The organism is Aminipila butyrica, from assembly GCF_010669305.1.
GTDB classification, from domain to species: domain Bacteria; phylum Bacillota; class Clostridia; order Peptostreptococcales; family Anaerovoracaceae; genus Aminipila; species Aminipila butyrica.
In genome coordinates this window covers 934,254-955,088 of sequence record NZ_CP048649.1, presented here as the reverse complement: position 1 = coordinate 955,088, position 20,835 = coordinate 934,254, and the positions used below count along the sequence as shown (strand labels likewise).

The following is a 20,835-nucleotide window of genomic DNA, read 5'->3' as shown; positions in this document are numbered from 1 at the left end:
GATTCTTACAATACCAACTTGATCTTGGATATTTAGAATTGGACAAATTGGAATTTGTCATTATAACTATTAAAGGTCGCCAAGCATATTATTACTTAATGTTTTAAATACTTGAGAATATTTTTCAAACCCTTCATATCCAACAATATAAATATTCGGCATATACGAATACCTTACCTTAGAATAAGCAATTCGTAACAAACCATTATCAATCGCGGTATGGTTGCTAAGAGCAACATCAACATTTTTTTCATCAGCTTCTTTCATAAAATAATCTAGTGAATGCAGATATGTCTGAATATCTGGTTTAGTACGTGGTGGAGTGGCACCACCAAAAAGAGCCGCCATGTGGTGTATGTCATTATCTTTGACCGGGAAAATAAAACTTAAACACCCAGGGGTATGTCCCGGTGTGCTGTATACAAAAATTTTTTTGTTACCGCACAAAATGATATCTTTATCATTCAGGTAAACGTCAATATTATAATTTTTCCATGTTTCTGGTCGATCAGGTTTGGTTGGATGCTCACGCCAGTAAATATCGTCGATTCTTGACATATAAGTCTTCACATTGTGGTTATTCACAAGCCATTTACCGCAGCCGGTATGATCTACATGTCCATGTGTAAGTATAAGTTTATATAACGAATCCGGATTCCATCCGACTTCTTTAATAGCACCAATAATTGCTTCATAGGTCTTAACGGATGGCCAAATTGCGTCTATTACAATAAGCCCTTTAGATGATTTCAGCACAAAGCAATTCGTTTCTTTTTGAGTGACAATTAACAAATCATCAAAAATAAGTGCATGTGTAAAAAGTGGCATATCTTCCATGTCAATAATGGTCTGCTTTGTAAGAACGGGACTATCTAATCTTCTTGTTACATTATTTATTTCATTCATTATTAAATCTCCTCTACATAATATTTAGAATCAGTAATTATGCAGAGATTGCTCTTTTTGTAGGATGCATCTTTTGAATTGTTTTCTTATTCAATATGTCTCATCTTCTTTCTAAATTATGTCATTTATATTTCCGCATATTTTAAAAGTTTATTTCTTGCCAGCATCACATTTGGTCATCTTTTTCGTCACTTCAAGGTTCTCAAATCTTTTGGCTAGAATGATACCATTAGATGATATCGACACCCTTCATAATAAGCTTACTCTTAATAATATAGCTCAAAGGGCAGAGGCATACAAGCCAAAACCACGAACTACTTACAAAAAATATGGATATGAAATTTCTTCTTACATTTGACAACTTCATCCAATGCGTGGTTTTATATATACAACAAAGCAGAGCCTGCTGAATTTCAGTAAGCTCTGCCAGTCAAATGTTTTAGTACGTCAAATCATTTCTTTGGTTTTTTTCGGATCAAATGAACAAATCGTGGCTATATTTCTGTCATGAACATGAGTGCAACTCTTAGTTGCCAAGGTGTTCCTGCTGTATATTCCACCGTATTGCTGTCCGTTTGTTTTGCTCCCGGATACCACGATGCTCTTCTGGCATTTTGATGCTCTTTGAAATTAATAACCACATTGTATTCTTTTTCAATCGGCATTAATCCCATTCCAGCTTCTAATGCTTTTTCCACACCCTCTTCAATTTTTTCTATAGCCTCTTCCGGATGAATATTCCATGCAGCATTACCAATTCCCGTCTTTGTAGCTACGGTGAAGATTTCGGGATGGCTTTTTTTTGCAAGCCGACACATGCCATCATCTCCTGAAATAAAAATAGAGGGAACCCCATGAGCAGTTGCCCAAAGCGCATTCAATAAAAACTCCGAAGCTAACTCTCCATTGATTTTTATCCAGTTGAATAAATCATGTTCAATGGTATGCGCTAACGAGCTGGAATCGCTTCCTTCAGGAGAATGGTATCCAATGTAAACTGCGGCGGCAAAGCTTTCATCCAAGCCACCCATCATAGATGCCGGAGAGGTCATCCAGCCCCGGATTAATTGTACACCCTTCGGTAATTGTGTCATATGAATATTTAAAGCATCTTCATGTCCATCCTTAACGACCACTTCGCATCCCAGTTTCATGGCGGCTCTGCATGCTGCTGCCACCTCCAGTGTCATTTGGCTGCATGCTGCTTCATATCCTTGGCCACCATATCTCGTTTCACACCAACTGGTAACACCAGTCACCCCTTCTATATCGGCACTGATAAATACTTTCATCTTTATCCTTTCATCCATGCTATAAAAATTCTTTTAAAGCAAATACTTCCTTACCTCTGATGCCCTTTACAGTCTCTGCATGATAAATCGAACTGATCACCGCTTCTTCCACAGTCTCTGCAGTTGCTTCGAATACTTTGTCTATAGCATCATCGTGGAACATTTTAGTGTCAATAATATTTTTATCGCTGTAATGCGGCATTATATTGGTATTGGAAAATGCGATTGCAATGTCTCCACTGCCATTTCCGAGAAAGGATCCAGTCCTGCTCAGAGCCACAGTAGCTCGTTTTGCCACCCGCTTCAACTGCCTCTCATTGAGCGGTATATCTGTTGCTATAATGATAATAACCGATCCTTTTTCAGCTTTGCTTCTCGGCACTGTATGCTCTGTATCAATTCTCCTGCCATCTATCATTAGATTACCAGACATCCCGAAGTTGGACATCAGAATCGCTCCAATCGTATAATCCTTGCCATCGCAAGATACGATTCTGGAAGCAGATCCTATTCCTCCTTTGATGCCCATGCAAATCATGCCGCTGCCAGAGCCTACGACTCCTTCTTTAAATATGTCACCACAATTTTCAATAGCCTGTAATACATCCTCTTCCATAACATGCATTCCCCTGATGTCATTTAATTCTCCGTCGTTACATTCCGTAACAACACAGTTTACCGTGCCTGTAGACCTTCCGATATCCTCATTATCCTTCAGCATATATTTTGTTACTGCATTTAAGGCCGTTCCGACGCCAAAAGTATTGGTCATGATAATCGGTGTCTCAATATTTCCCAATTCATCGATCTGAACCAAACCGGTACTTTTGCCGAATCCATTTATTACAGAAGTTGCTGCTAATACCTTATTTCTAAAAAGGTTTTCCGTATGGGGTAAAATCGCTGTAACTCCTGTATGAATATCTTTCTCTTGATCGATCAAAGTTACATGCCCTACTTTTACACCAGGCACATCTGTAATGAGATTTTTTTCACCTTTTTTAAATCTACAGCGAATGCTTAATTCACAATCTTTAGGTAAACCCATTTTTTCGCCTCCTTATATTTATGCTCTATTTTTATCTGCTTTTATTTTCTTATCAAATATAAAGTAAACCACTGCTCCTGAAGCCGGTACTACTAAACCAATTAAAGCGGTAAACGTATCTTCCATCAAGGTATTTAACATCAAGCCGAAGAACAAAAGCGTGGAAATAATAACAGTAACCGGATATCCCCAAGCCTTATATGGACGAGGTAAATTCGGGTATCTCTTTCTGTAAACAATAACTGCTACTACGCAAAGTACGTTAAACAGCATTCCTGCAAATACTACCAAAGACGTCAGCTGATCTAGATTTCTTAAAAGGACTAATACTATTGAGATAACTGCCTGACCAATTAAAGCGGTTGTAGGAACCTTGTACTTAGGATGTAGTTCTCCATAGCTCTTGAAGAAATGCCCTTCTTTTGCCATAGCATAGTAGTTACGCGGGAATGTAATAATCATTCCGTTTAAAGAACTGAACATAGCAATCAGCATGGTTGCAAGTACCAGGCCTCCACCGATGCCACCAAATACACGTTTTGCTACTTCTGTCCCAAGGTAGAGATTTCCGTCTCCAATCATGCTGACGATTTCAGTATGCGGAAGGACTTTATAAATTGCGAAGTTGAACAAAGTATAGATAATGGTGATAGCACCGATACCAATCAGTAATGCTCTGGGTAAGTTTTTAGCCGGGTCCTTCATCTCTTCTGCAAGAGAATTCAAGTTAGTCCAGCCTTCATATGCCCATAAAGTAGCTACTGTCGCAAAAGCAATCATACCAATGATTGCACTAAAGCTGGCCTCTGTTCCGTCAGCAGGCAACAGAGTCAGGTCAGGATGCTGCTGCCCCAGAAAAATAGCTGCACCAATAATAATGATGATAGGAATTAATTTTGCCACCATTGACACATTCTGCAAAATAGTTCCCTGTTTTATTCCTAATGAATTATAACCTGTTAGTAAAAGAATGAGTGCCACAGCGATTATTTTGATTGAAACATCGGATAAATCCAAATAACCTCTCAAGGCAGTTGGCAATGCAATAGCCAAAGCGGCGATGGAGCCTGCACCGCTTAGCAGCCAGCTTGTAAAACCAAACATATACCCTACAACTGGGTGATAGGCTTCGTCCAAATAAACAACCATACCCCCGGATTTTGGACTAGATGCTCCTAATTCTGCAAAGCACAATCCTCCAAGCAAAGATACGATACCTCCAACAATCCAGCATAGCAGGGCTAATCCCATGCTCATGTGAGTTCGCTCCAATACGTATGAGCCTAAATAAAAAATTCCTGAACCAATCATGATTCCGCCAATGATGCTCACACCGCCGAAGAGGCCGATTTCCTTTTTAAATCCAACTTCATTGGCTGTTGCATCCAACTTACTTTTTGAACTCATAATTTTTCCTCCTTAATATTATTGTAGTCTGTGACTATATATTAAGATATTGCAAAAATAGTGCCAACTTATAAGTATTGAAAAAAAGCAGAATTTGCAAGTCTTACATACAAAAAAAACTTAAAAATCCTATTTAATCCAATTTTACACTATTTATATTATACTATATGTGATGCTGGAGTAATGTTTTGATTCTCTCACTGGGGGATGAACTCCCTATCATTTCATTCAATGACAGAGTATTCTAAATTCAAGCTGATGTATGCCTTCTCTTTTGCCGTCCCGCCTTTTTGTTGGTATAATAATTGCACTACTTTATATTAATTATTATCAATTAGGAGGTACTAATCAATATGAACAACAGGACTACGATCAACGAACTGCTTATTCAACGCGAAATGGATTTCTGGAATGTGCCAGGATTATCTTTGAGTATTGTAAAAAAAGGTCATGAACCTTATACGAAATCCTTTGGATGGAGAGACAAAGAAAACCAACTGGAGGTAATGGATACTACACTTTTTGGTGTAGCCTCCTGTTCAAAATCCATGACCTCTGCAATAATTGCCATGTTGATAGCTTCCGGAAAACTGGACTATGATATTCCCGTCACAAACTACATTCCTGGCTTTGCAATGATGGATGAAGAAGCGGCTGGCGGCATGACCCTTAGGGACATGCTGTGCCACAGAACAGGACTCGGCGGCCATGATGCCATATGGCCCGTCCCAAAAACATTAAAAGAATTCTCTCAGGTTTTTCCATATCTTCAACCCAGTGCTCCGTTCAGAAGCAGGCCACAATACAGCAACATCATCTATGCTGTAATCGGCTATATTGCAGAAGCCGTAACCGGACAATCATGGACCAGTCTGATGCAAAATTATTTGTTTGATCCATTAGGTATGACCTCGGCCAATTGTCAGGCAAAGGACATGACCGATTCTGACAATTTTGCTTATCCATACCAGGTATTAAACGGCAAACTTACTAAGCTTCCCGTCTGGAATGTAGATGTAGTCGCCCCCGCAGCATCAGTTAACTGTACGGCAATAGATATGTGCAAATGGCTGGCTTTCTTGATCAATAAAGGCCGAACGGAGGACGGGACTCAATTGATTCCGGAAAATATCTTCCAAGTCATGATCACCCGGCAGGTAGACTTTTCAGATGATATAGGACCCGATGCGAAATTATATCCCTCAGACGGATATGCCATGGGGTGGAAAACCGGTAAATACAGAGAAAAATTAATTTGTAAGCACACGGGCAAAATCGAAGGATATACTTCCATACAAGCCTTCATGCCAGACGATGATATTGGAATCTCACTTATGATGAATCTTCATTCACCTACCGTTGCTATCATGCATACGATTCTTTATACTCTCATTGACTCTCTGCTGGATCTTCCTTCGGTTGACTGGACCTGGAAATTCAGAGATGACAGGAAACCTACAGCGGAGGACTATAAAGATTGCCACATCGACATCTTTCATTCCATTTATCCAGATGCCATCCCGAATGAAATGCCGTCACATCAGCTTATGACAGCCTATAAGGTTTACTCGTATGAAGGCACATACTACAATCCCGGATATGGTTTTTTAACAATAGTATCCAAGGGTGACAAGTTATATATGAAATATCGAGACATGTTTTTGCCTGCCGCACCTTATTGGACCGGTAATTTCCGAGTAGATAACGTAAAAGAAGATATATTGACGCTGTCCATCCCGCTCACCTTTATTTGCGATAAGGAGCATAAAAGCATTGGCTTAAGAATCCGTTTTGAGCCCCTGATTGATGATATTGTATTTCTTAAGAAAGATTAGTTTGCACTTGTTTGATATATTGGATACCTTTTTCCGTAATCTGTGCCCCGCAGCGGCCCCGCTTTATAGATATAAAGCCCTGCTCTTCCAGATCAGACAATATTGTCCGCAGTTTGCCGTCACTGATTTTAATACCCTGAAGATTCAGGTTTCCAATCATTGCACTGCGTCCAATCCCATGATAAGCCTGGGTAGCATTGTAGATTTCTTTTAAAACCTTTTGAAAAACAGCATTTACGTCAACAGGTGTCCTTTCACCATCAGAATTCCTTTCCTTGGCAGAACCTGCTGGTTCGAAAGAATCAGCGGCTGTTCTGCTTTTTATTTCATACAAATATTCAGGGAATTTCCCAAGTGTTTTATAGTACAGGCTGGCACTCTGAAGCTGCCTGATGTTCCCAGGCCATTGATACTCTACCAGCAATTTTTTCTCACTCTCAGTAACATTACTATATGCTTTCCCGAGAAAAAATTTCAACAGAGATAAAATATCATCTTTTCTCTGACTTATGGGTTTTAAAAATACTGGAATCACGTTTAATCTATAAAATAAATCTGCACGGAATTTTCCCTTTTGCACCGCTTCTTCTAATTTTGAATTGGTAGCAGCAATAATTCTAATATCCACATCAATTACCTTTTCACTGCCAATTCGCATAATCTGCTTTTCCTGAATGGCTCGCAGCAGTCTTGTTTGAAGATTAGCTGAAATATCCCCTATCTCATCTAAAAACAAAGTTCCCGTATGTGCTTTTTCAAAAAACCCAAGCTTTCCGTTTTTTTGTGCTCCCGTAAAAGAACCTCCTTCATAGCCAAACAGTTCACTTTCGAGAAGAGTCTCTGGTATTGCTGCACAATTTACGGCAACAAAAGGTGCATTACTCCTATTAGAATAATTGTGTATAGACTGGGCCATCAATTCCTTTCCGGTTCCAGATTCTCCTCTTATCAATATTGTATAATCTGTTTTCGCTACTTGCTTTGCCATGTCAATACATTCTGCCATGGAATCAGACTTAAAAATAATATCCTGAAAAGTATGTTTCGCAATCAATCCCTTTTTCGTGTTATAATTTTTTAAATTGATCTCTATATCATGTAATATCTTTTCACTTTGTAAATTTAATAAATAGCCTATGGTCTCATCCATCAGCTTTATGGTAGTTTTTTCGAATATATAGTTTTCATCTGCGAGAACTAATGGATAATTTTTTAAATCCTCACCCCGGATAAGTTCTACATCTATATATTCAAAGGGAGCATTCACATTTGTTTCAAATATTGCATTCGCTTTCTCATTAAAATAAACCACCTCTAGGTTTTCATTCAGCATAACGATAACTTCTAAAGAATTATCCACTACACGATTTAACAATTTCCCTTTCAGATAACTATTATAATAGTTATCATGATAATCAGTATTCGGTTCGACGATTGTGTGTAAATGCCTGATCAGATTTCGATTTACCACATCATTTTCCAGGTCAAGCTTTCTCATTAATTTCAACAATGTATCAAAGCTTATTTCTCGATACCCTATATTTACTATTTTCTTAACTGTTTTAGGTACCAGACTCTCCTCATTAGGTGTAATAGCATACTCTATCCCATTGTACTTTCCACTTGCTGCCGATTCCTTATCGTATGGAATTAGATTTAAATGGCTAATACCGAGTTCATAAAGTGTATACGTGGTCTGTATGGTCGTTTCATAGGTATCATTTACAACGAACACTTCCGTATCTTTAGGAATTTCCAGCATGGCGTGCAGAAATTCTTTTCTTATACTTCTTCCAAGCAGTATCAATTTATAAAAATTTGATATATGATTTTTAAGCTGATAAATCATATCCTCATAAACCATGAGATATGCATCTGCTTCAATTTGTTCATTGGGTAACAATTCACTGATAAAATAGCTTTTAATTTCTATATACCCTTCAAATATGTGATACAGGGCATTTTCCAAATAAGTAATAACTCCTTGATTTTCTCTATTTTTATAGATAAGTGCAATCTTTTTCATTGACATGACCTCCCAAACAATATTCTCCATTCAATTAAACTATACAATGCAAGAAAAAATAATACAACTAAATTGGTTAAAATGAGATAAAGGTTTTCTATATACAAAAAAGCAGCTGAGTTTGTACTGCTCAGCCACCTTGATTTACCAATATTTAACGAATTCTATTTTTTTATTTTTCAGTCCATTCTTCTACATAACCTTCCATAACATCGTGAAGAACTTTTCCTATTTTAGAATATGATTCGTCGCAGAGATTCGCCAGTGATATCCTGATAGACCATTCAGGGCCATTGAAGCCATTTCCGTCTAGGAGCACAATTGATGACTGCGCTGCAAGCCTTATAAGGATGTCCACCGTTTTATAGTTGTTCTTTAGGTATTTTGCGAAATCTTCACTGTAGTTTTGACTTGCCCACTCTAGAAGATCGAATTGAGTATAGTACGCTGCGCTATATTGATCCTTTTTCACATCAAGACCCAACCCTTCAAACAATAGCTTCTGCCTACGGCGGCAGATATTCTTTGTAAGATTTTTGTACTTGTCTTCCCTATCCGTTATGGCGAACAAAGAAAAGAAAGCCATCTGCACCTGCTGAGGTGTTGAAAGTCCTGCAGTGTGGTTAAGAGCAACCTGTCTGCTATCCGCCACGATCCTGTCTACGAACTTTATGCTATCTGGATTAGTTGAAATCCCGGAGTATCTTCTTCTCGCTCTCTCCTTTTTGTCCTGATCTTGCTCCTTTAGAAGTTTATCAAATACATTGTCCTCATAGATCGCAATCGTTCCAAGCCTCCAACCTGTGACTCCGAAGTATTTAGAGTAAGAGTAGACCCCTATAGTGTTATAAGGCAGGTCAGCCATCAGAGACCTGAAGCCGTCCACAAAGGTGCTGTATACGTCATCGGATATTATCATAAGGTCTGGGTTGTCTTTATCCACGATATTTTTTAGCAGTTTAACTGATTCTGGCTTCATAGCAACCGAAGGAGGATTGCTTGGATTTACGATGAAGAGAGCCTTTATTGATTTGTCACTAAGCTTCTCTAGTTCTGAAGTAGGATACTGCCATGTCCTGTTACCTTGCTCATCCACCTCGTTTGCAGAAATATTCACCACCTCAAAGCTATACCGTGGCAGATGCGGGATCTCCAGATAAGGCGTAAACACTGGTGTCATGATAGCTATTTTATCTCCCTTTGAAAGCATGTTGTTTGCGATGAGGGAATCAAACACGTAGCACATTCCTGCTGTAGCTCCCTCTACCGCAAAGGTTCTGAACATACCTTCTAGTGGTTCATTGTAGCATAATTCCTGTATCAGGTAGTCGTTCACCACCTTTTCTATATGCTTTAGCATCCTGCCAGGCATAGGATAGTTATCCCCGATGATACCGTCTGCAAGCTCGTATATCCATTCGTCCGGATCGAATCCTTTCATAGTGATTCCGTAGTTTATGATCCTCTTAAGGAGCTCTGCCCCTGGAGCGCTGCTGTTTTTGTTGATGTATTGCTTGAAACGTTGTGCAATTCCTTCCTTTTCAGGCATTCCCCCTAAGTCCCCCTCGTTCCAGACCCTTCTGCTTTCCGAAACTGCGAACTGTCCAAATGTGAAAAATGCTTCTCTAGGTGTTGCTGCTATCCAGTTTGGATTTCCCCTCCCCGCATCCAGCAGTGAATGCGTTCCGCTCTTGTTTGACTCTGCTGCAAGACTTATTAGTTTGTCTTTGAGTTCGAATGGGCTGATTTTACCATATACTTTTTCTATTTCTTCTCTTTGAAGACTCATTTTATCCATTAATATTTGCCCCCTATTATTTTTATGCAGTTTTATATCTTCTAATTATCATTCCTCATATTCCGCTTATACGATAGAGTTTAATCCCTAGCTTTTCTTCCCACCATTTCAATTGCGCTCTGCGCTAGTATTTTAGTTGGGTCGATAAAATTTCCTTTTATATTCATCATCTGAAAAGCTACAGGCAATTCAGTACAACCTAAGATTACAGTATCTATATTCTGAAATTCGAAATAAGAGAGTATAGAATTTATATCGTCTAAGTTGTATTCTGTTCGTCCAGCTTTAATACCATATATTAGATCACTAATTTTGTCCTGATCTACATCATTTGGTTTTACAATTTCAATACCATACTTTTTTAATATCTTATCATAAATTCCAGACTTACAGGTTCCTTCTGTAGCTAACAATCCTATCTTACGGGCGTCAGGTTTATCCTTTTTTATTTTTTTAGCAACTTCTTCAATCATATTAATAAAAGGTATACGAAGGTATTTTACTATTTCATCGTAAAAGTAATGGGCTGTATTACATGGCATTATTATGACATCAGCTCCCATTAATTCAAGCTTCACAGCTGCCTCTACCATGTATTTCGTCGGATCCTCCCCATAACCTAAAATATAACTAGTTCTATCAGGTATTGCAGTATAATTGTCAATTAGTACATGGATATGCTCATTATCATTCTTAGCTTCCGTAAGAACAATAATTTTATGAAAGAGATCCTCAGTTGCAAGTGGACCCATGCCACCTAGTATTCCAATTGTTTTTTTATTTAAATGCTCATTATTAAAATTTGTATCAGACATTATTAACTCACCACCGAATTTATATTTAATTTGAAATTATGTTAATAAGAATATGATATCGCGATTACCAATTATTCGATTTACAAGATCATTATAGCACCGTATAATATATATGAATAATACTATAAATATATCTCATTTATACTTTTTAAATATAAATCAAAGGAGTGATATTCTTGGATATTAAACAACTCAATTATTTTCTTGCAATTATTGAGGAGGGCAGCATCACCAAAGCTGCCGAAAGACTCCACATAGCTCAGCCACCTCTTAGCCATCAATTAAAGCTTCTCGAGGAGGAACTTGAAATAAAACTAATAGAAAGGACTACTAAAAAACTTCAAATAACAGGTGCTGGTGAACTTTTACAATATCGCGCCGAACAAATTTTGCAGTTAGTAGAAACTACTATCAACGAATTAAAAAATTATAACAAAGAGTTCCTAGGTGTATTATCAGTGGGTACTGTACCATCTTCAGGGGGAATACTTTTACCAGAATTGCTATATTCTTTTCATGAAAAATACCCTAGCTTGAACTTTCAAATACGAGAAGGAGATACGTATAGAATATTAGATATGCTGACTAAAGGAATAATAGATATTGGGATCGTTAGAACTCCATTTAATTCTGAGATCTTTGAATCAATTAGCTTACCATATGATCCAATGATGGCTATAACCAAGAACAATCTGTACTTGCAAGGAGAAAATGAATTCATATCAGTAACCAATCTTATCAACACACCACTGATAATAGATCGCAGATTTGAACTCATGATAGTTAGCTCATGTAAGAAGGCAGGCTTTAAACCTAGAATACTTTGTGAATGTGATGACGTTAGATCAATAATATCATGGGCTGAAACAGGGATGGGAGTTGGAATCGTACCCAAACCAGCTACTGGACTTATTTCAAATCCCAATATAATTTGCAGAGAGATCAACGAGTTATCTTTGGAAACAAGAACAACTCTGTTATGGCTTAAAGATCGACATCTATCTTATATCGCCAAAGAATTTTTGAATGTTTTTGGAGCTGTTATATAGAATAGAAACACCCGTAATCCAACTTTAGGGAAGTGCGGGAGACAGAGGTGCAGAGCAAATCTTAAATAAACATCATTTGTTAAGTCTTTAGCTTCAGGTTGAAAAAGATTGTGTGCTTTCTTCAAAATATATATTTATGCTTTACTTTCTAATAAAATATTAAGAAATTATTACAAATCTTCATGTCACCTATTTTTACCTAATTTTAAAGGCTCAAGAACGTCACTTTTTTGTCCGTTTTTGAGCCTTGTTTTTGCCTCTAACCCACAACCGAATTGTGGTCATCTTTTATTTTACTTCATTGGCACTTTTCTTCTCCAACAAACAAACACACTCCACATGCCGCGTCCACGGGAACATATCCACCGGTGTCCCCTGCGTAAACTGATACCCCAGTTCCCCTAGCCTCTTCACATCCCGAGCCAGCGTAGCCGGATCGCAGGACACGTAAATCAACTTGGCTGGTGCAGCAGCGGCGACGGCTTCTAGCAGTTCCGGCGCACAGCCTGCCCGCGGTGGGTCCAGAATGATGATATCCGGCTGAAATGGCGGTACCTCAAATCCGTCCTTATCGATATGCCCAGCCAGCACCTTTGGCAGTTCCTCTTCCGCTCGGCCGCAAATGAACTGTGCATTGACCAATCCGTTGATAACCGCATTGCGGTTTGCATCCAGGACAGCCCCTTTAACAGATTCGATGCCCAGGACTTGTCCAGTACTTTCACCATTTGCCGATTTCCGCATCTGATCAGCACAGAAGAGACCGATAGTGCCGACCCCGCAATACAAATCCAAAATCTTCTCATGACCTTGCAACTGGGCGTATTCCAGCACCTTGCTGTACAGAACCTCCATCTGTACCGGATTTACCTGATAAAAAGCCAAAGGTGAAATTTCAAATTCCAGCTGCCCCACTTTTTCTAAAATGGTTGGTTTCCCTGCAATAGTCAAACATTCCGAACCCATGATTTCTGGGCCTTTACCCTTCTTGATGTTGACCACCACACTCTCCAGATTGTACTGGATACCGTCTTCTCTGGTCGGAAGCATACACACCGCCTCGTCCATCATTTCGACCAGCTTAGCGCTGTTTGGAATGCCCCTGCCGTTGATAACCAGTATGGCCATCACTTCACCGGTACCCATAGCGGTCTTCACCACCAGGTGGCGCAGCAGCCCTTTTTCCCACTTGGGATCGTATGCGGTAATATTGTCGCTTTTCACAAAATCCCGCAAAACCTGAGCGATGGCAACCACCGGAGGTGCTTGCAGTAAGCACTCACTACAGTTAACCACATCATGGCTTTTGGCTTTATAGAATCCAATGGCGCAGGGGCCCAAGTTCTCTACGATTCCGCCTTTTCTAGTGATAATGCCACCTGTACTCACAGGCATTTGAGCCTTGTTTCTGTAATGGTAGGGTTGGTCCGTGCCAATGATTGGCTCCAGTTTAGGGTCTTCCAATCCGCCCAGGCGAATAAGCTTTTCCCGCACTTGTTTTTCTTTCAGCCATAACTGGCCTGGGTAGCTCATGCCGGCATAGGTGCACCCGCCGCAAGCTCCAGCGTAGGGACATTCCTTGTCAATTCGGTAAGGGGATGGTTGGAGAATCTCACTGGCTATAGCAAAAGCGTAGTTCTTTTTTACTTTCGTTATTTCTGCCAGCACGGTATCTCCAGGAATAGCATCTTTTACAAATATAGCCATCCCTTCTGACCGCCCAATTCCCTGTCCTTCATTGCTCATATCGTCAATTTGTAATTGACATTTTTGTCCTTTTTCCATGAATACTCCTTCTTATCTTTTGTTCTTCTTATGAATTTTACAGTGTTTTTCCATTATCGTCAGCCGATACCTTTGCACAATTCTTCTGATTTCCTTACAAAAGTCCGTTACCACGCCATTCTACAGTGCTAGCAAGCTAACATCAGATTCATCGTCAATCTACATTAAACAATAATATTAGTCTCGGTTCGACAAGTCTCTTTGATTCAGTAGCGGTAGCCCGATTCTTTACTTCGACTTATTCTTCTTTGTTCTGGCTCTTTTGTATGACGCTCTCTCTTGCTCTGCCATATCCGACAAAACTCCGCCATGGTTTACTTCTCCAAATCTTCTGTCAACCTTTGGTAAAGAGCTGGATTGACTTTTTTTAGGCGGAGGGGCTTTAATTCTGGGGAGGTAATGCCGTGCTTGCTGGTGCCAATTACCAGTAGTTCACCACTTTCTTTGTTAAAAATCTCGTAACCCATAACGACAGTGGCAGCCCCCATCTCTTTGACCCAGGTCTGAATCAGCAGAACGTCATCGTATCTGCCAGGCTTTTTGTACTCACAAGTTACAGCCGCAACTGGCAGCCAAATCTCTTCTTTCTCCAGCCGAGCATAAGGATAGCCAATCTGCCGCAGAAATTCGTTTCGCCCTGCTTCAAACCACTTGATATAATTGGTATGGTAAATGATGCCCATAGCATCTGTATCCGCATAGATTACCCGAATCTCGGTCTCATACTTTTTCATCTTCAGTTAATCCCTTCCTTTTCTGTTCTATTCTCCACAGCTGTTGCACGACACAAGCTGCGCCGCCAGGGAAAGCAATATTCCCTTTCTTGCGGCAAATCCACAGAGTTCATTATACCATATAATGCGCCTCCGCACATACCTAATCCGCTCGGCACATCCCTATCCCCAGAAAAACTTTCTCTTACTGCTATTTTCCCCTTATTTTCCTGCTGCCCTTATATTTTTGTTTCCTTAACCGACATATTACATGTGTGCATATATATTTAAGTAAGGAGGAACAGAAATGAAAATTGAATCCAGCGTCGTTGCGATGAACTCAGCTAGAGAGTATGAATCCATTGAATTCACCCGAATCAAATCCAGTGAAGTAAAATGGGAGCAAGGGGAATCGGAGGGCAGTCAGGACAAACTGACGAAGGAAGATGCCCTGGCTCAGGCTCTGAGTCAAACCAAGAAGCTATTGTCCGATGAGAATCCCTCAGGTCCTAGTGAATCAGCCAATGCCGGAAACGGGAACACCATCCTGGCGGCAGGCAAGACGACCAGTTCACCATTTTCTGTTCCTGACCGCGAGGATTTAAAGCTGACTCTGTTGAGAAAAATGCTGGACATGCTCCTCGGGAGCCGGCATTCTACTAGTTCTTACAGCGCACTGTCTGTGCAGCAGGCTCAGGCAAGTGCTCAAAGCTTTTCCCTTAATCTAACGTCCTCCCCCACTCCAATAAAGCCCCTCTCAGGATCTTGGGTGCGGAATGTAGAGGCGGTCCACTTCCTGTCAGAAAAGGAGAGCACAGTGTTCTCTACTGTAGGGGTGGCCAAGACGCAAGATGGACGGGAATTGACTTTTAATTTAGATTTAGAAATGTCCAGAAGTTTCATGCAGTACAGCAGTATTGAATGGTCGGAGCAAGTAGTGATGAAAGACCCCTTGGTCATCAACCTAAACAGCAATCCGGCCAGCCTCAGCGATCAGAAATTTTGTTTTGATATCGACAGCGACGGGAAAGAAGACAACATTTCTTACCTGAATAAAGACAGTGGCTATCTTGCCCTAGATAAAAATGGGGATGGCAAGATTAACAACGGAAAAGAACTTTTCGGTGCCAATACCGGCAATGGCTTTGCCGAACTATCGTCTTACGATTTGGATAAAAACGGTTGGATTGACGAAAACGATGAAATATTTAATAAGTTAAAAATATGGATTAAGTCCGACGATGGTACAGATAAAATGATTACCCTGAAGGATGCCGACATCGGTGCCATCTATCTGGGCAGCACCGAGACGGATTTCCTACTGCGCTCTGGCAACACCGGCCAGGTGAATGGACAAATTGTCCGCACGGGCGTTTACTTAAAAAACAGCACGGGAGAGGCCAGCACCGCTCAACAAATCGACGTATCTGTCTGAAGCTACTCCCGTTTAAAAAGAACCCTTTCAGCGCAAAACCCCTCGAGACTAGCAGGTACTCTATAGCCAGTTGGAGGGGTTTTTGTTTGCTCTATTTTCATTATTTACAGAACTTACAGAAGTTTTCCTACAATTTCTGCCAAGAACTGGTGACCTTCCCTTGTGGGATGAATACCGTCGTAATAGGCTGCCTGCGCCCCAATCTGATCTGCGTATTCCTGATAAGCGCGATACGTGTCTAAGACCTTTATCTCATGCTGCTTTCCGTAGTCCACCATCTGTTTCCGCAGCTGCTCAATCTGCTCCTGCACCAGCTCGTAATCCACGTCGTCACAAACCATCCATCGGCTCTCTGCCATGAGTGGGTCTACAGGCAGCGGCGTAAGCAAGACCGGCTGGATACCGTGGGCTGCCGCCAATTCTGCCAGATAGGCAATTTGCTTCATACAAGTCTCTGGTAAAGATTCCTGATAGATAAACTCATTGGTCCCCAGCAGGATGACAACCATATCCGGCCTTTGGGCCAGCACGTCTTGAGCAAAGCGGCTGGTAACCCCTTGGACGGTATCTCCATTTACCCCTTTGTTCAGTACCTCCTGGCCGGATGCCTTCCGGTAAAGCCCGACAAAGTCTTGCTCTCTGTCATAGGGAAAGCCGTTTATAATACTGTTTCCAATAAATACAATCTTCAATGATTCGTCTGCCTCCTCGTCTTTTGTAATTCAACATGCTTACGGCTGCGGTGGTCCCTCACTTACACGCAGAGAGCCTAAGCTCTCCTTGATGCTGGATTGCAGGTTAAAATCTCGAAAATCCCGCTCCTGATACATCGGCAGGCCCTCTGCATTGCCGTATACCATATAATTATACACCAGTTTCTTGGCTTCTTCATCCTCTGTTTTATCATACCAGCGGTCTAAGTATACAGCTGCTCCGTCTGACAGGCGGAATAGGGCTGCGTAGTCAATCGATTCCAGCTTACCACTTTCATAATTCTCAATATTATATTTTGCTATATTCCCGTCTACATTGCCGTAGGCCAGAACCATAAATCCCACCATAAAACCAATTAGAAGGATTCTTGAGGAATTGAAGGACTTTATCTGGCGAATAAGCGCCACGGCAAAAGCAAAGAACAACAGGACCATGAACCAGGAAGTATACACCCGCAGCTGCGTCAGTCCATAAAAACTAATGTAGAGAACCATCTTCCGCAGTGCTGTGGCGATAAGACCCATGGTCAGAATCGCCAAGAGACCAGTCTGCACCCGCAGCAGCATCGGCATCCGGTATCCGCCGGGCCCCCGGTCCCCTTTGCGGATAAAGGCATTGGCCAGCATAATAAGCAGTCCATTAACTGCTGAAACCTTGCACAGTTCAAAGAAACCCCGCCGGGCGTATTCTGCATAGGTGAACGTCTCTGGCAGCAGGTTCTGGAAAGCTGACAGAAAATAGGCCGTCTGGGACAGAAAAAAGGCCAGATAAATTAAGTTGAACAAAGCCATGACCGTATACACGGTTATTTTCGGTGCAAAACTGATCGAGGTATTAAACCGCTCAATGGATTGCCGATTCATGGCTTCGATGTTACGCCCAGTAGCATTGCCGTAAATAGAACCGAATAAATAGGCCGCCACCGGCATGCCGATGACAAATTGCATCAGATGAGTCAGCAGGGTGTTCCAAGATAAGAGTGCCATCATCTGCGCCAGCATTTCTTCAAAAGCCGCATCGGCCTGAGAAAGCTGACTGATTACAAAGACCATTAACGGCAAAAATATCACGACACCTGCCGCCATATACAGCGCGTTGCGGCTGTGCCGATTCCCTCCAAGACCCTTTTTCAGGCTGAAATAGCCACAGGTCAGGTTAGACAGCGGAACCATAAACAGCTGATTTAGCAGGTCCCAAAGGGTGTAAATAGACAGCCGTATATCCAGAGACCGGCCGGTGCTATGGGTAACCCACAGCAGAAAACTGCCTGAAATAAATAACAGGTTTAAAAACTTTATGTCATACCCGTCAAAAATGGCAAATTGCAGGGCTGAAACAGCTGTTAAGGCCAGCCAAATCACGCTTTTTCTATTCTGGTGAATACCTACTGCCCGCAGGTAAATCCACGTAACCGTACAGAGCACCGCTGCAAAGATGGTAATCCCCAAGCCTAATTGTCGATCTAAAATGAAATTCCAGTAAAGAAATCCACAGGCCAGCAAAGCGGCGGCCAGCCAGAAGTCCGCCCCACGAAAGACCATCGGCGGTCTTTCTGTCGATTTGATATCAAAACACATTCCTGCTGCTTGATTTTGTCCGTTCACATTTGTTCCCCCCGATTCGTTATAATAATATTTCATCTCTATTCCCCCATTTTTCTAGTTTTCCCTTTGCTCCTATGCCTGTCAAGGGCTCCCCTTTTATTCCTTAAATTCTAAAATATCTCCCGGCTGACATTCCAGGGCCCGGCAAATTTCCTCCAGGGTAGAAAAGCGGATGGCCTTGGCTTTATTGTTCTTTAAGATGGACAGATTCGCTGGCGTAATGCCAATTTTCTCTGCCAAATCCCCTGCCGATATCTTCCGTTTGGCCATAATCACATCTAAATTCACTACTATTCCCATGTCCGCCTCCTATATGGTAAAATCATTTTCTGCTTTGAGGAGTACCGCCTGCTCAATTACATTCTTTACCACTCGTAGAATCAACCCAATAAAAGCGGCCACCAAGGTTACGAAATAGAAAAGCGGATAATAATATCCTGCCAGCAAAAGCAGCAGTGCTACCAAAAAGCAACACCAGGAGATGGCCCGTAAATGCGCCACATTCTTTTCAATAAAGACCTGCTCCCGCTTGATGTTATACAGAAGTCTATCCAAACGGAACAAGGCGGCTAAACCTGGTACGCAGCAGGCATACAGGAGGATAGCCAGCGGCTTCAATTCCATCTGGGTGAGGTAATAGGGCCCTCGAGACTGGTATAACTCCATCAGATAAGGCAGGGCTGCCCCGCAGGCCACCACCAGGACCATCACCAGCCGGGTGCAGATGCAGGATAATTTCAAAGACTTATTTGAATTCCACATGTTCAGGGTCTCCTTTTTAGCATTTTTGATTTTGGAATATGGTTTGATTTAAGAAAATTATAGGCCTGAGTTAGCCGTTTGTCAATACGTTTTTATTGTTTATCGATAAAAAATTGTTGTTTTTCAGTTTTAACCTTGATGCTTTCAGTAATGTTCTGTTCAGCAATATTTTCTGCATCATGAAAAGGGCCCATCTAAATGACAGGCCCTTTTTTAAACTTGTTTGTTTGTAATTTTGTAATACCTTTGATATAAGTCGTGCAGTGTAAATTGTTGGGACACGCCCCGCTTCTCTGCTCGTTTTCAGAGCACTCCCCTTTAGCTGGGGTATTAATTACAGGGACCTTCAGGCGGTCGCAAGTATCTCAGTAACGCCAACGCATTCAGCTGTTCTTTTAATTGGCCTCCATTAGACGTATACAGAATCCGGCCTGCTTCATCCCTCGGAGCTCGATTAGACTGCCGGAGCAACTGCTTATAGCCTCTATTCCCGGGCAGAAGTACCGCATAGAGGAGAGTCCGCGGCGCCAGTCTTACGAAAACAGCAAAGGGCAGCTCCTTCTCTGCTGCTTTTATCCTATATCTGCAAGGGGGAAGTTCTATCTGACATATTTTATGAGAGGTCATGCCATCAGGCTGCCAACGAATATCGCCCAGTGTGCCTGCATCCGTCACCTCCCGCCACACCATATACTCCAATGGACCCGTGGCGGTGCCAAAAAAAGCCTTTGCTAAGGCTGCATCTACATTTAACTGATAGGTGCCGTTAGCTCCGGGCTGACATTCTGCCACCAACACCGGACTGTCTGAATCGAAAGACCATGCTCCCTGCTCCGAATCCCAGTTGACAGGAGTGGATGCACTCAATCCACCGGGTGCAGACTGGTGACCATCTGCAAAAGAATTCGCACTCGTCTTTTCCTCTGCCCGCCTGCCGTTTTCTCCTGCCTTGGCAATAACTTCTGGTGAATTCAGCGCTTTTAAATACGGCCTGGAGTAGTGCAGCCAGTCGATCCATTTTTGTTCTACTCTCTGCATCTCCATTTCATCCAACTTCTGTACCACAAAAGCCTCTGTATTTCGCCGAAGACCTTTGGCGGTCAGGTTCCCGGAGCCCAGCACCAGCACACCGCCTCGTGGATATCGGAACCAGCTGTATTTGGGATGGAAGGTGGAACCTGTTGTAGGATGAAGAAAAGCCTCTGCTCTCATCTGAGGAAACTGGTCACCGTATTCTTTTAGGGCGGCCAGAGTTCGCAGATTTGTAATATCATCCAGGCCGGCAATCAGATGATAAGTACCGTCCTCCATAAACTGTTCAAAAATAGGGTTATCCATCAGCAGCCGCACGCCATCTGCCGATACGAAGGCATAGGTGCCTGCCCCATAAATGGCGGGCTGACAGGCTTCCAGCAAGGCTTCGTTAAGCAGCCTGCTGTTGGGGTATCTGGGGTCTTGTATATCAAACATGTGATTCCTCCGGTTTCCCTGTATTTCTGTTTGCTTCAACTCTTTTGCACAAGCACAGCTTTCTCTTTTGATGTCCAGCTATAGCGTTGCTTCCTACAGTTTATTGCTGGGGAAGTCATTATATTCTCCCTATTCCAGCACAGCAAAAACAGGGCTAAAGCCCTGCGTTCGCAGCT

17 protein-coding genes are annotated in these 20,835 nt (G+C 41.7%); 3 read left to right on the top strand and 14 right to left on the bottom strand.

Features of this window, described 5'->3' with window-relative positions; translation table 11 throughout:
• Nucleotides 1-69 precede the first annotated feature (69 nt).
• From Ami103574_RS04760 to Ami103574_RS04745, 4 genes are all read right to left on the bottom strand, one after another.
• Nucleotides 70-906 (bottom strand): MBL fold metallo-hydrolase, encoded by an 837-nt coding sequence (locus Ami103574_RS04760; protein ID WP_163065538.1) that lies wholly within the window; start codon nt 904-906, stop codon nt 70-72.
• Between the two features lie 494 nt (nt 907-1,400).
• On the bottom strand, nt 1,401-2,198 hold the full coding sequence (locus tag Ami103574_RS04755) for a M55 family metallopeptidase (RefSeq protein WP_163065537.1): 798 nt from the start codon (nt 2,196-2,198) through the stop codon (nt 1,401-1,403).
• A gap of 19 nt (nt 2,199-2,217) precedes the next feature.
• Nucleotides 2,218-3,246, bottom strand: coding sequence for a P1 family peptidase (locus tag Ami103574_RS04750; RefSeq protein WP_163065536.1), 1,029 nt, complete (start codon nt 3,244-3,246; stop codon nt 2,218-2,220).
• Nucleotides 3,247-3,264: 18 nt separating this feature from the next.
• The gene (locus Ami103574_RS04745) at nt 3,265-4,653 is read right to left on the bottom strand and encodes an APC family permease (RefSeq protein WP_163065535.1); all 1,389 of its coding nucleotides are present in this window, start codon (nt 4,651-4,653) and stop codon (nt 3,265-3,267) included.
• Between the two features lie 353 nt (nt 4,654-5,006).
• On the opposite strand from Ami103574_RS04745, the gene Ami103574_RS04740 reads away from it, so the two are divergent.
• Nucleotides 5,007-6,488, top strand: a complete 1,482-nt coding sequence (locus Ami103574_RS04740) for a serine hydrolase (RefSeq protein ID WP_163065534.1) — start codon at nt 5,007-5,009, stop codon at nt 6,486-6,488.
• On the opposite strand, the gene Ami103574_RS04735 is transcribed toward Ami103574_RS04740, so the two are convergent.
• From Ami103574_RS04735 to cuyB, 3 genes are all read right to left on the bottom strand, one after another.
• Nucleotides 6,475-8,514, bottom strand: coding sequence for a sigma 54-interacting transcriptional regulator (locus tag Ami103574_RS04735; RefSeq protein WP_163065533.1), 2,040 nt, complete (start codon nt 8,512-8,514; stop codon nt 6,475-6,477). The two genes, Ami103574_RS04740 and Ami103574_RS04735, sit on opposite strands and share 14 nt — an antisense overlap.
• Before the next feature lie 172 nt (nt 8,515-8,686).
• A complete protein-coding gene (gene aspD, locus Ami103574_RS04730) occupies nt 8,687-10,312 on the bottom strand; it encodes an aspartate 4-decarboxylase (RefSeq protein ID WP_163065532.1) in 1,626 nt (541 codons plus the stop codon).
• Nucleotides 10,313-10,392: 80 nt separating this feature from the next.
• Nucleotides 10,393-11,127: a cysteate racemase gene (gene cuyB / locus Ami103574_RS04725; RefSeq protein WP_163065531.1), complete on the bottom strand. Its 735-nt coding sequence runs from the start codon at nt 11,125-11,127 to the stop codon at nt 10,393-10,395.
• Between the two features lie 176 nt (nt 11,128-11,303).
• Between cuyB and Ami103574_RS04720 the strand changes: the two genes are divergently transcribed.
• Entirely contained in the window at nt 11,304-12,176 is an 873-nt protein-coding gene (locus Ami103574_RS04720) for a LysR family transcriptional regulator (protein WP_163065530.1), read from the top strand.
• 288 nt (nt 12,177-12,464) lie between these two features.
• Here Ami103574_RS04720 and rlmD read toward each other — a convergent pair whose 3' ends face one another.
• Both rlmD and Ami103574_RS04710 read right to left on the bottom strand, forming a co-directional pair.
• Nucleotides 12,465-13,961: a 23S rRNA (uracil(1939)-C(5))-methyltransferase RlmD gene (gene rlmD / locus Ami103574_RS04715; RefSeq protein WP_163065529.1), complete on the bottom strand. Its 1,497-nt coding sequence runs from the start codon at nt 13,959-13,961 to the stop codon at nt 12,465-12,467.
• Nucleotides 13,962-14,275: 314 nt separating this feature from the next.
• The gene (locus Ami103574_RS04710) at nt 14,276-14,695 is read right to left on the bottom strand and encodes an acyl-CoA thioesterase (RefSeq protein ID WP_163065528.1); all 420 of its coding nucleotides are present in this window, start codon (nt 14,693-14,695) and stop codon (nt 14,276-14,278) included.
• 286 nt (nt 14,696-14,981) lie between these two features.
• On the opposite strand from Ami103574_RS04710, the gene Ami103574_RS04705 reads away from it, so the two are divergent.
• Nucleotides 14,982-16,109 carry a hypothetical protein gene (locus Ami103574_RS04705; RefSeq protein WP_163065527.1) on the top strand — a complete coding sequence of 376 codons (1,128 nt, stop codon included), beginning with the start codon at nt 14,982-14,984 and terminating at the stop codon, nt 16,107-16,109.
• 113 nt (nt 16,110-16,222) lie between these two features.
• On the opposite strand, the gene Ami103574_RS04700 is transcribed toward Ami103574_RS04705, so the two are convergent.
• The 5 genes from Ami103574_RS04700 to Ami103574_RS04680 all read right to left on the bottom strand — a co-directional run bounded on the left by Ami103574_RS04700 (nt 16,223) and on the right by Ami103574_RS04680 (nt 20,659).
• Nucleotides 16,223-16,801 (bottom strand): GDSL-type esterase/lipase family protein, encoded by a 579-nt coding sequence (locus Ami103574_RS04700; RefSeq protein WP_163065526.1) that lies wholly within the window; start codon nt 16,799-16,801, stop codon nt 16,223-16,225.
• Nucleotides 16,802-16,840: 39 nt separating this feature from the next.
• Complete coding sequence (locus tag Ami103574_RS04695) at nt 16,841-18,463, bottom strand: DUF4153 domain-containing protein (RefSeq protein ID WP_163065525.1); 1,623 nt, start codon at nt 18,461-18,463, stop codon at nt 16,841-16,843.
• A 60-nt stretch (nt 18,464-18,523) separates the two neighbouring features.
• Nucleotides 18,524-18,727, bottom strand: coding sequence for a helix-turn-helix domain-containing protein (locus tag Ami103574_RS04690; protein ID WP_163065524.1), 204 nt, complete (start codon nt 18,725-18,727; stop codon nt 18,524-18,526).
• Nucleotides 18,728-18,736: 9 nt separating this feature from the next.
• Entirely contained in the window at nt 18,737-19,189 is a 453-nt protein-coding gene (locus Ami103574_RS04685; RefSeq protein ID WP_163065523.1) for a DUF2975 domain-containing protein, read from the bottom strand.
• Between the two features lie 330 nt (nt 19,190-19,519).
• A complete protein-coding gene (locus Ami103574_RS04680) occupies nt 19,520-20,659 on the bottom strand; it encodes a phospholipase D family protein (RefSeq protein ID WP_163065522.1) in 1,140 nt (379 codons plus the stop codon).
• Nucleotides 20,660-20,835: the final 176 nt, after the last annotated feature.

What these genes read in the sequence shown, in the direction of transcription:
- Ami103574_RS04760 (WP_163065538.1), bottom strand. Translation starts at nt 906, where the DNA reads ATGAATGAAATAAATAATGTAACAAGAAGATTAGATAGTCCCGTTCTT.
- Ami103574_RS04755 (WP_163065537.1), bottom strand. Translation starts at nt 2,198, where the DNA reads ATGAAAGTATTTATCAGTGCCGATATAGAAGGGGTGACTGGTGTTACC.
- Ami103574_RS04750 (WP_163065536.1), bottom strand. Translation starts at nt 3,246, where the DNA reads ATGGGTTTACCTAAAGATTGTGAATTAAGCATTCGCTGTAGATTTAAA.
- Ami103574_RS04745 (WP_163065535.1), bottom strand. Translation starts at nt 4,653, where the DNA reads ATGAGTTCAAAAAGTAAGTTGGATGCAACAGCCAATGAAGTTGGATTT.
- Ami103574_RS04740 (WP_163065534.1), top strand. Translation starts at nt 5,007, where the DNA reads ATGAACAACAGGACTACGATCAACGAACTGCTTATTCAACGCGAAATG.
- Ami103574_RS04735 (WP_163065533.1), bottom strand. Translation starts at nt 8,514, where the DNA reads ATGAAAAAGATTGCACTTATCTATAAAAATAGAGAAAATCAAGGAGTT.
- aspD (WP_163065532.1), bottom strand. Translation starts at nt 10,312, where the DNA reads ATGGATAAAATGAGTCTTCAAAGAGAAGAAATAGAAAAAGTATATGGT.
- cuyB (WP_163065531.1), bottom strand. Translation starts at nt 11,127, where the DNA reads ATGTCTGATACAAATTTTAATAATGAGCATTTAAATAAAAAAACAATT.
- rlmD (WP_163065529.1), bottom strand. Translation starts at nt 13,961, where the DNA reads ATGGAAAAAGGACAAAAATGTCAATTACAAATTGACGATATGAGCAAT.
- Ami103574_RS04710 (WP_163065528.1), bottom strand. Translation starts at nt 14,695, where the DNA reads ATGAAAAAGTATGAGACCGAGATTCGGGTAATCTATGCGGATACAGAT.
- Ami103574_RS04705 (WP_163065527.1), top strand. Translation starts at nt 14,982, where the DNA reads ATGAAAATTGAATCCAGCGTCGTTGCGATGAACTCAGCTAGAGAGTAT.
- Ami103574_RS04695 (WP_163065525.1), bottom strand. Translation starts at nt 18,463, where the DNA reads ATGAAATATTATTATAACGAATCGGGGGGAACAAATGTGAACGGACAA.
- Ami103574_RS04690 (WP_163065524.1), bottom strand. Translation starts at nt 18,727, where the DNA reads ATGGGAATAGTAGTGAATTTAGATGTGATTATGGCCAAACGGAAGATA.
- Ami103574_RS04685 (WP_163065523.1), bottom strand. Translation starts at nt 19,189, where the DNA reads ATGTGGAATTCAAATAAGTCTTTGAAATTATCCTGCATCTGCACCCGG.
- Ami103574_RS04680 (WP_163065522.1), bottom strand. Translation starts at nt 20,659, where the DNA reads ATGTTTGATATACAAGACCCCAGATACCCCAACAGCAGGCTGCTTAAC.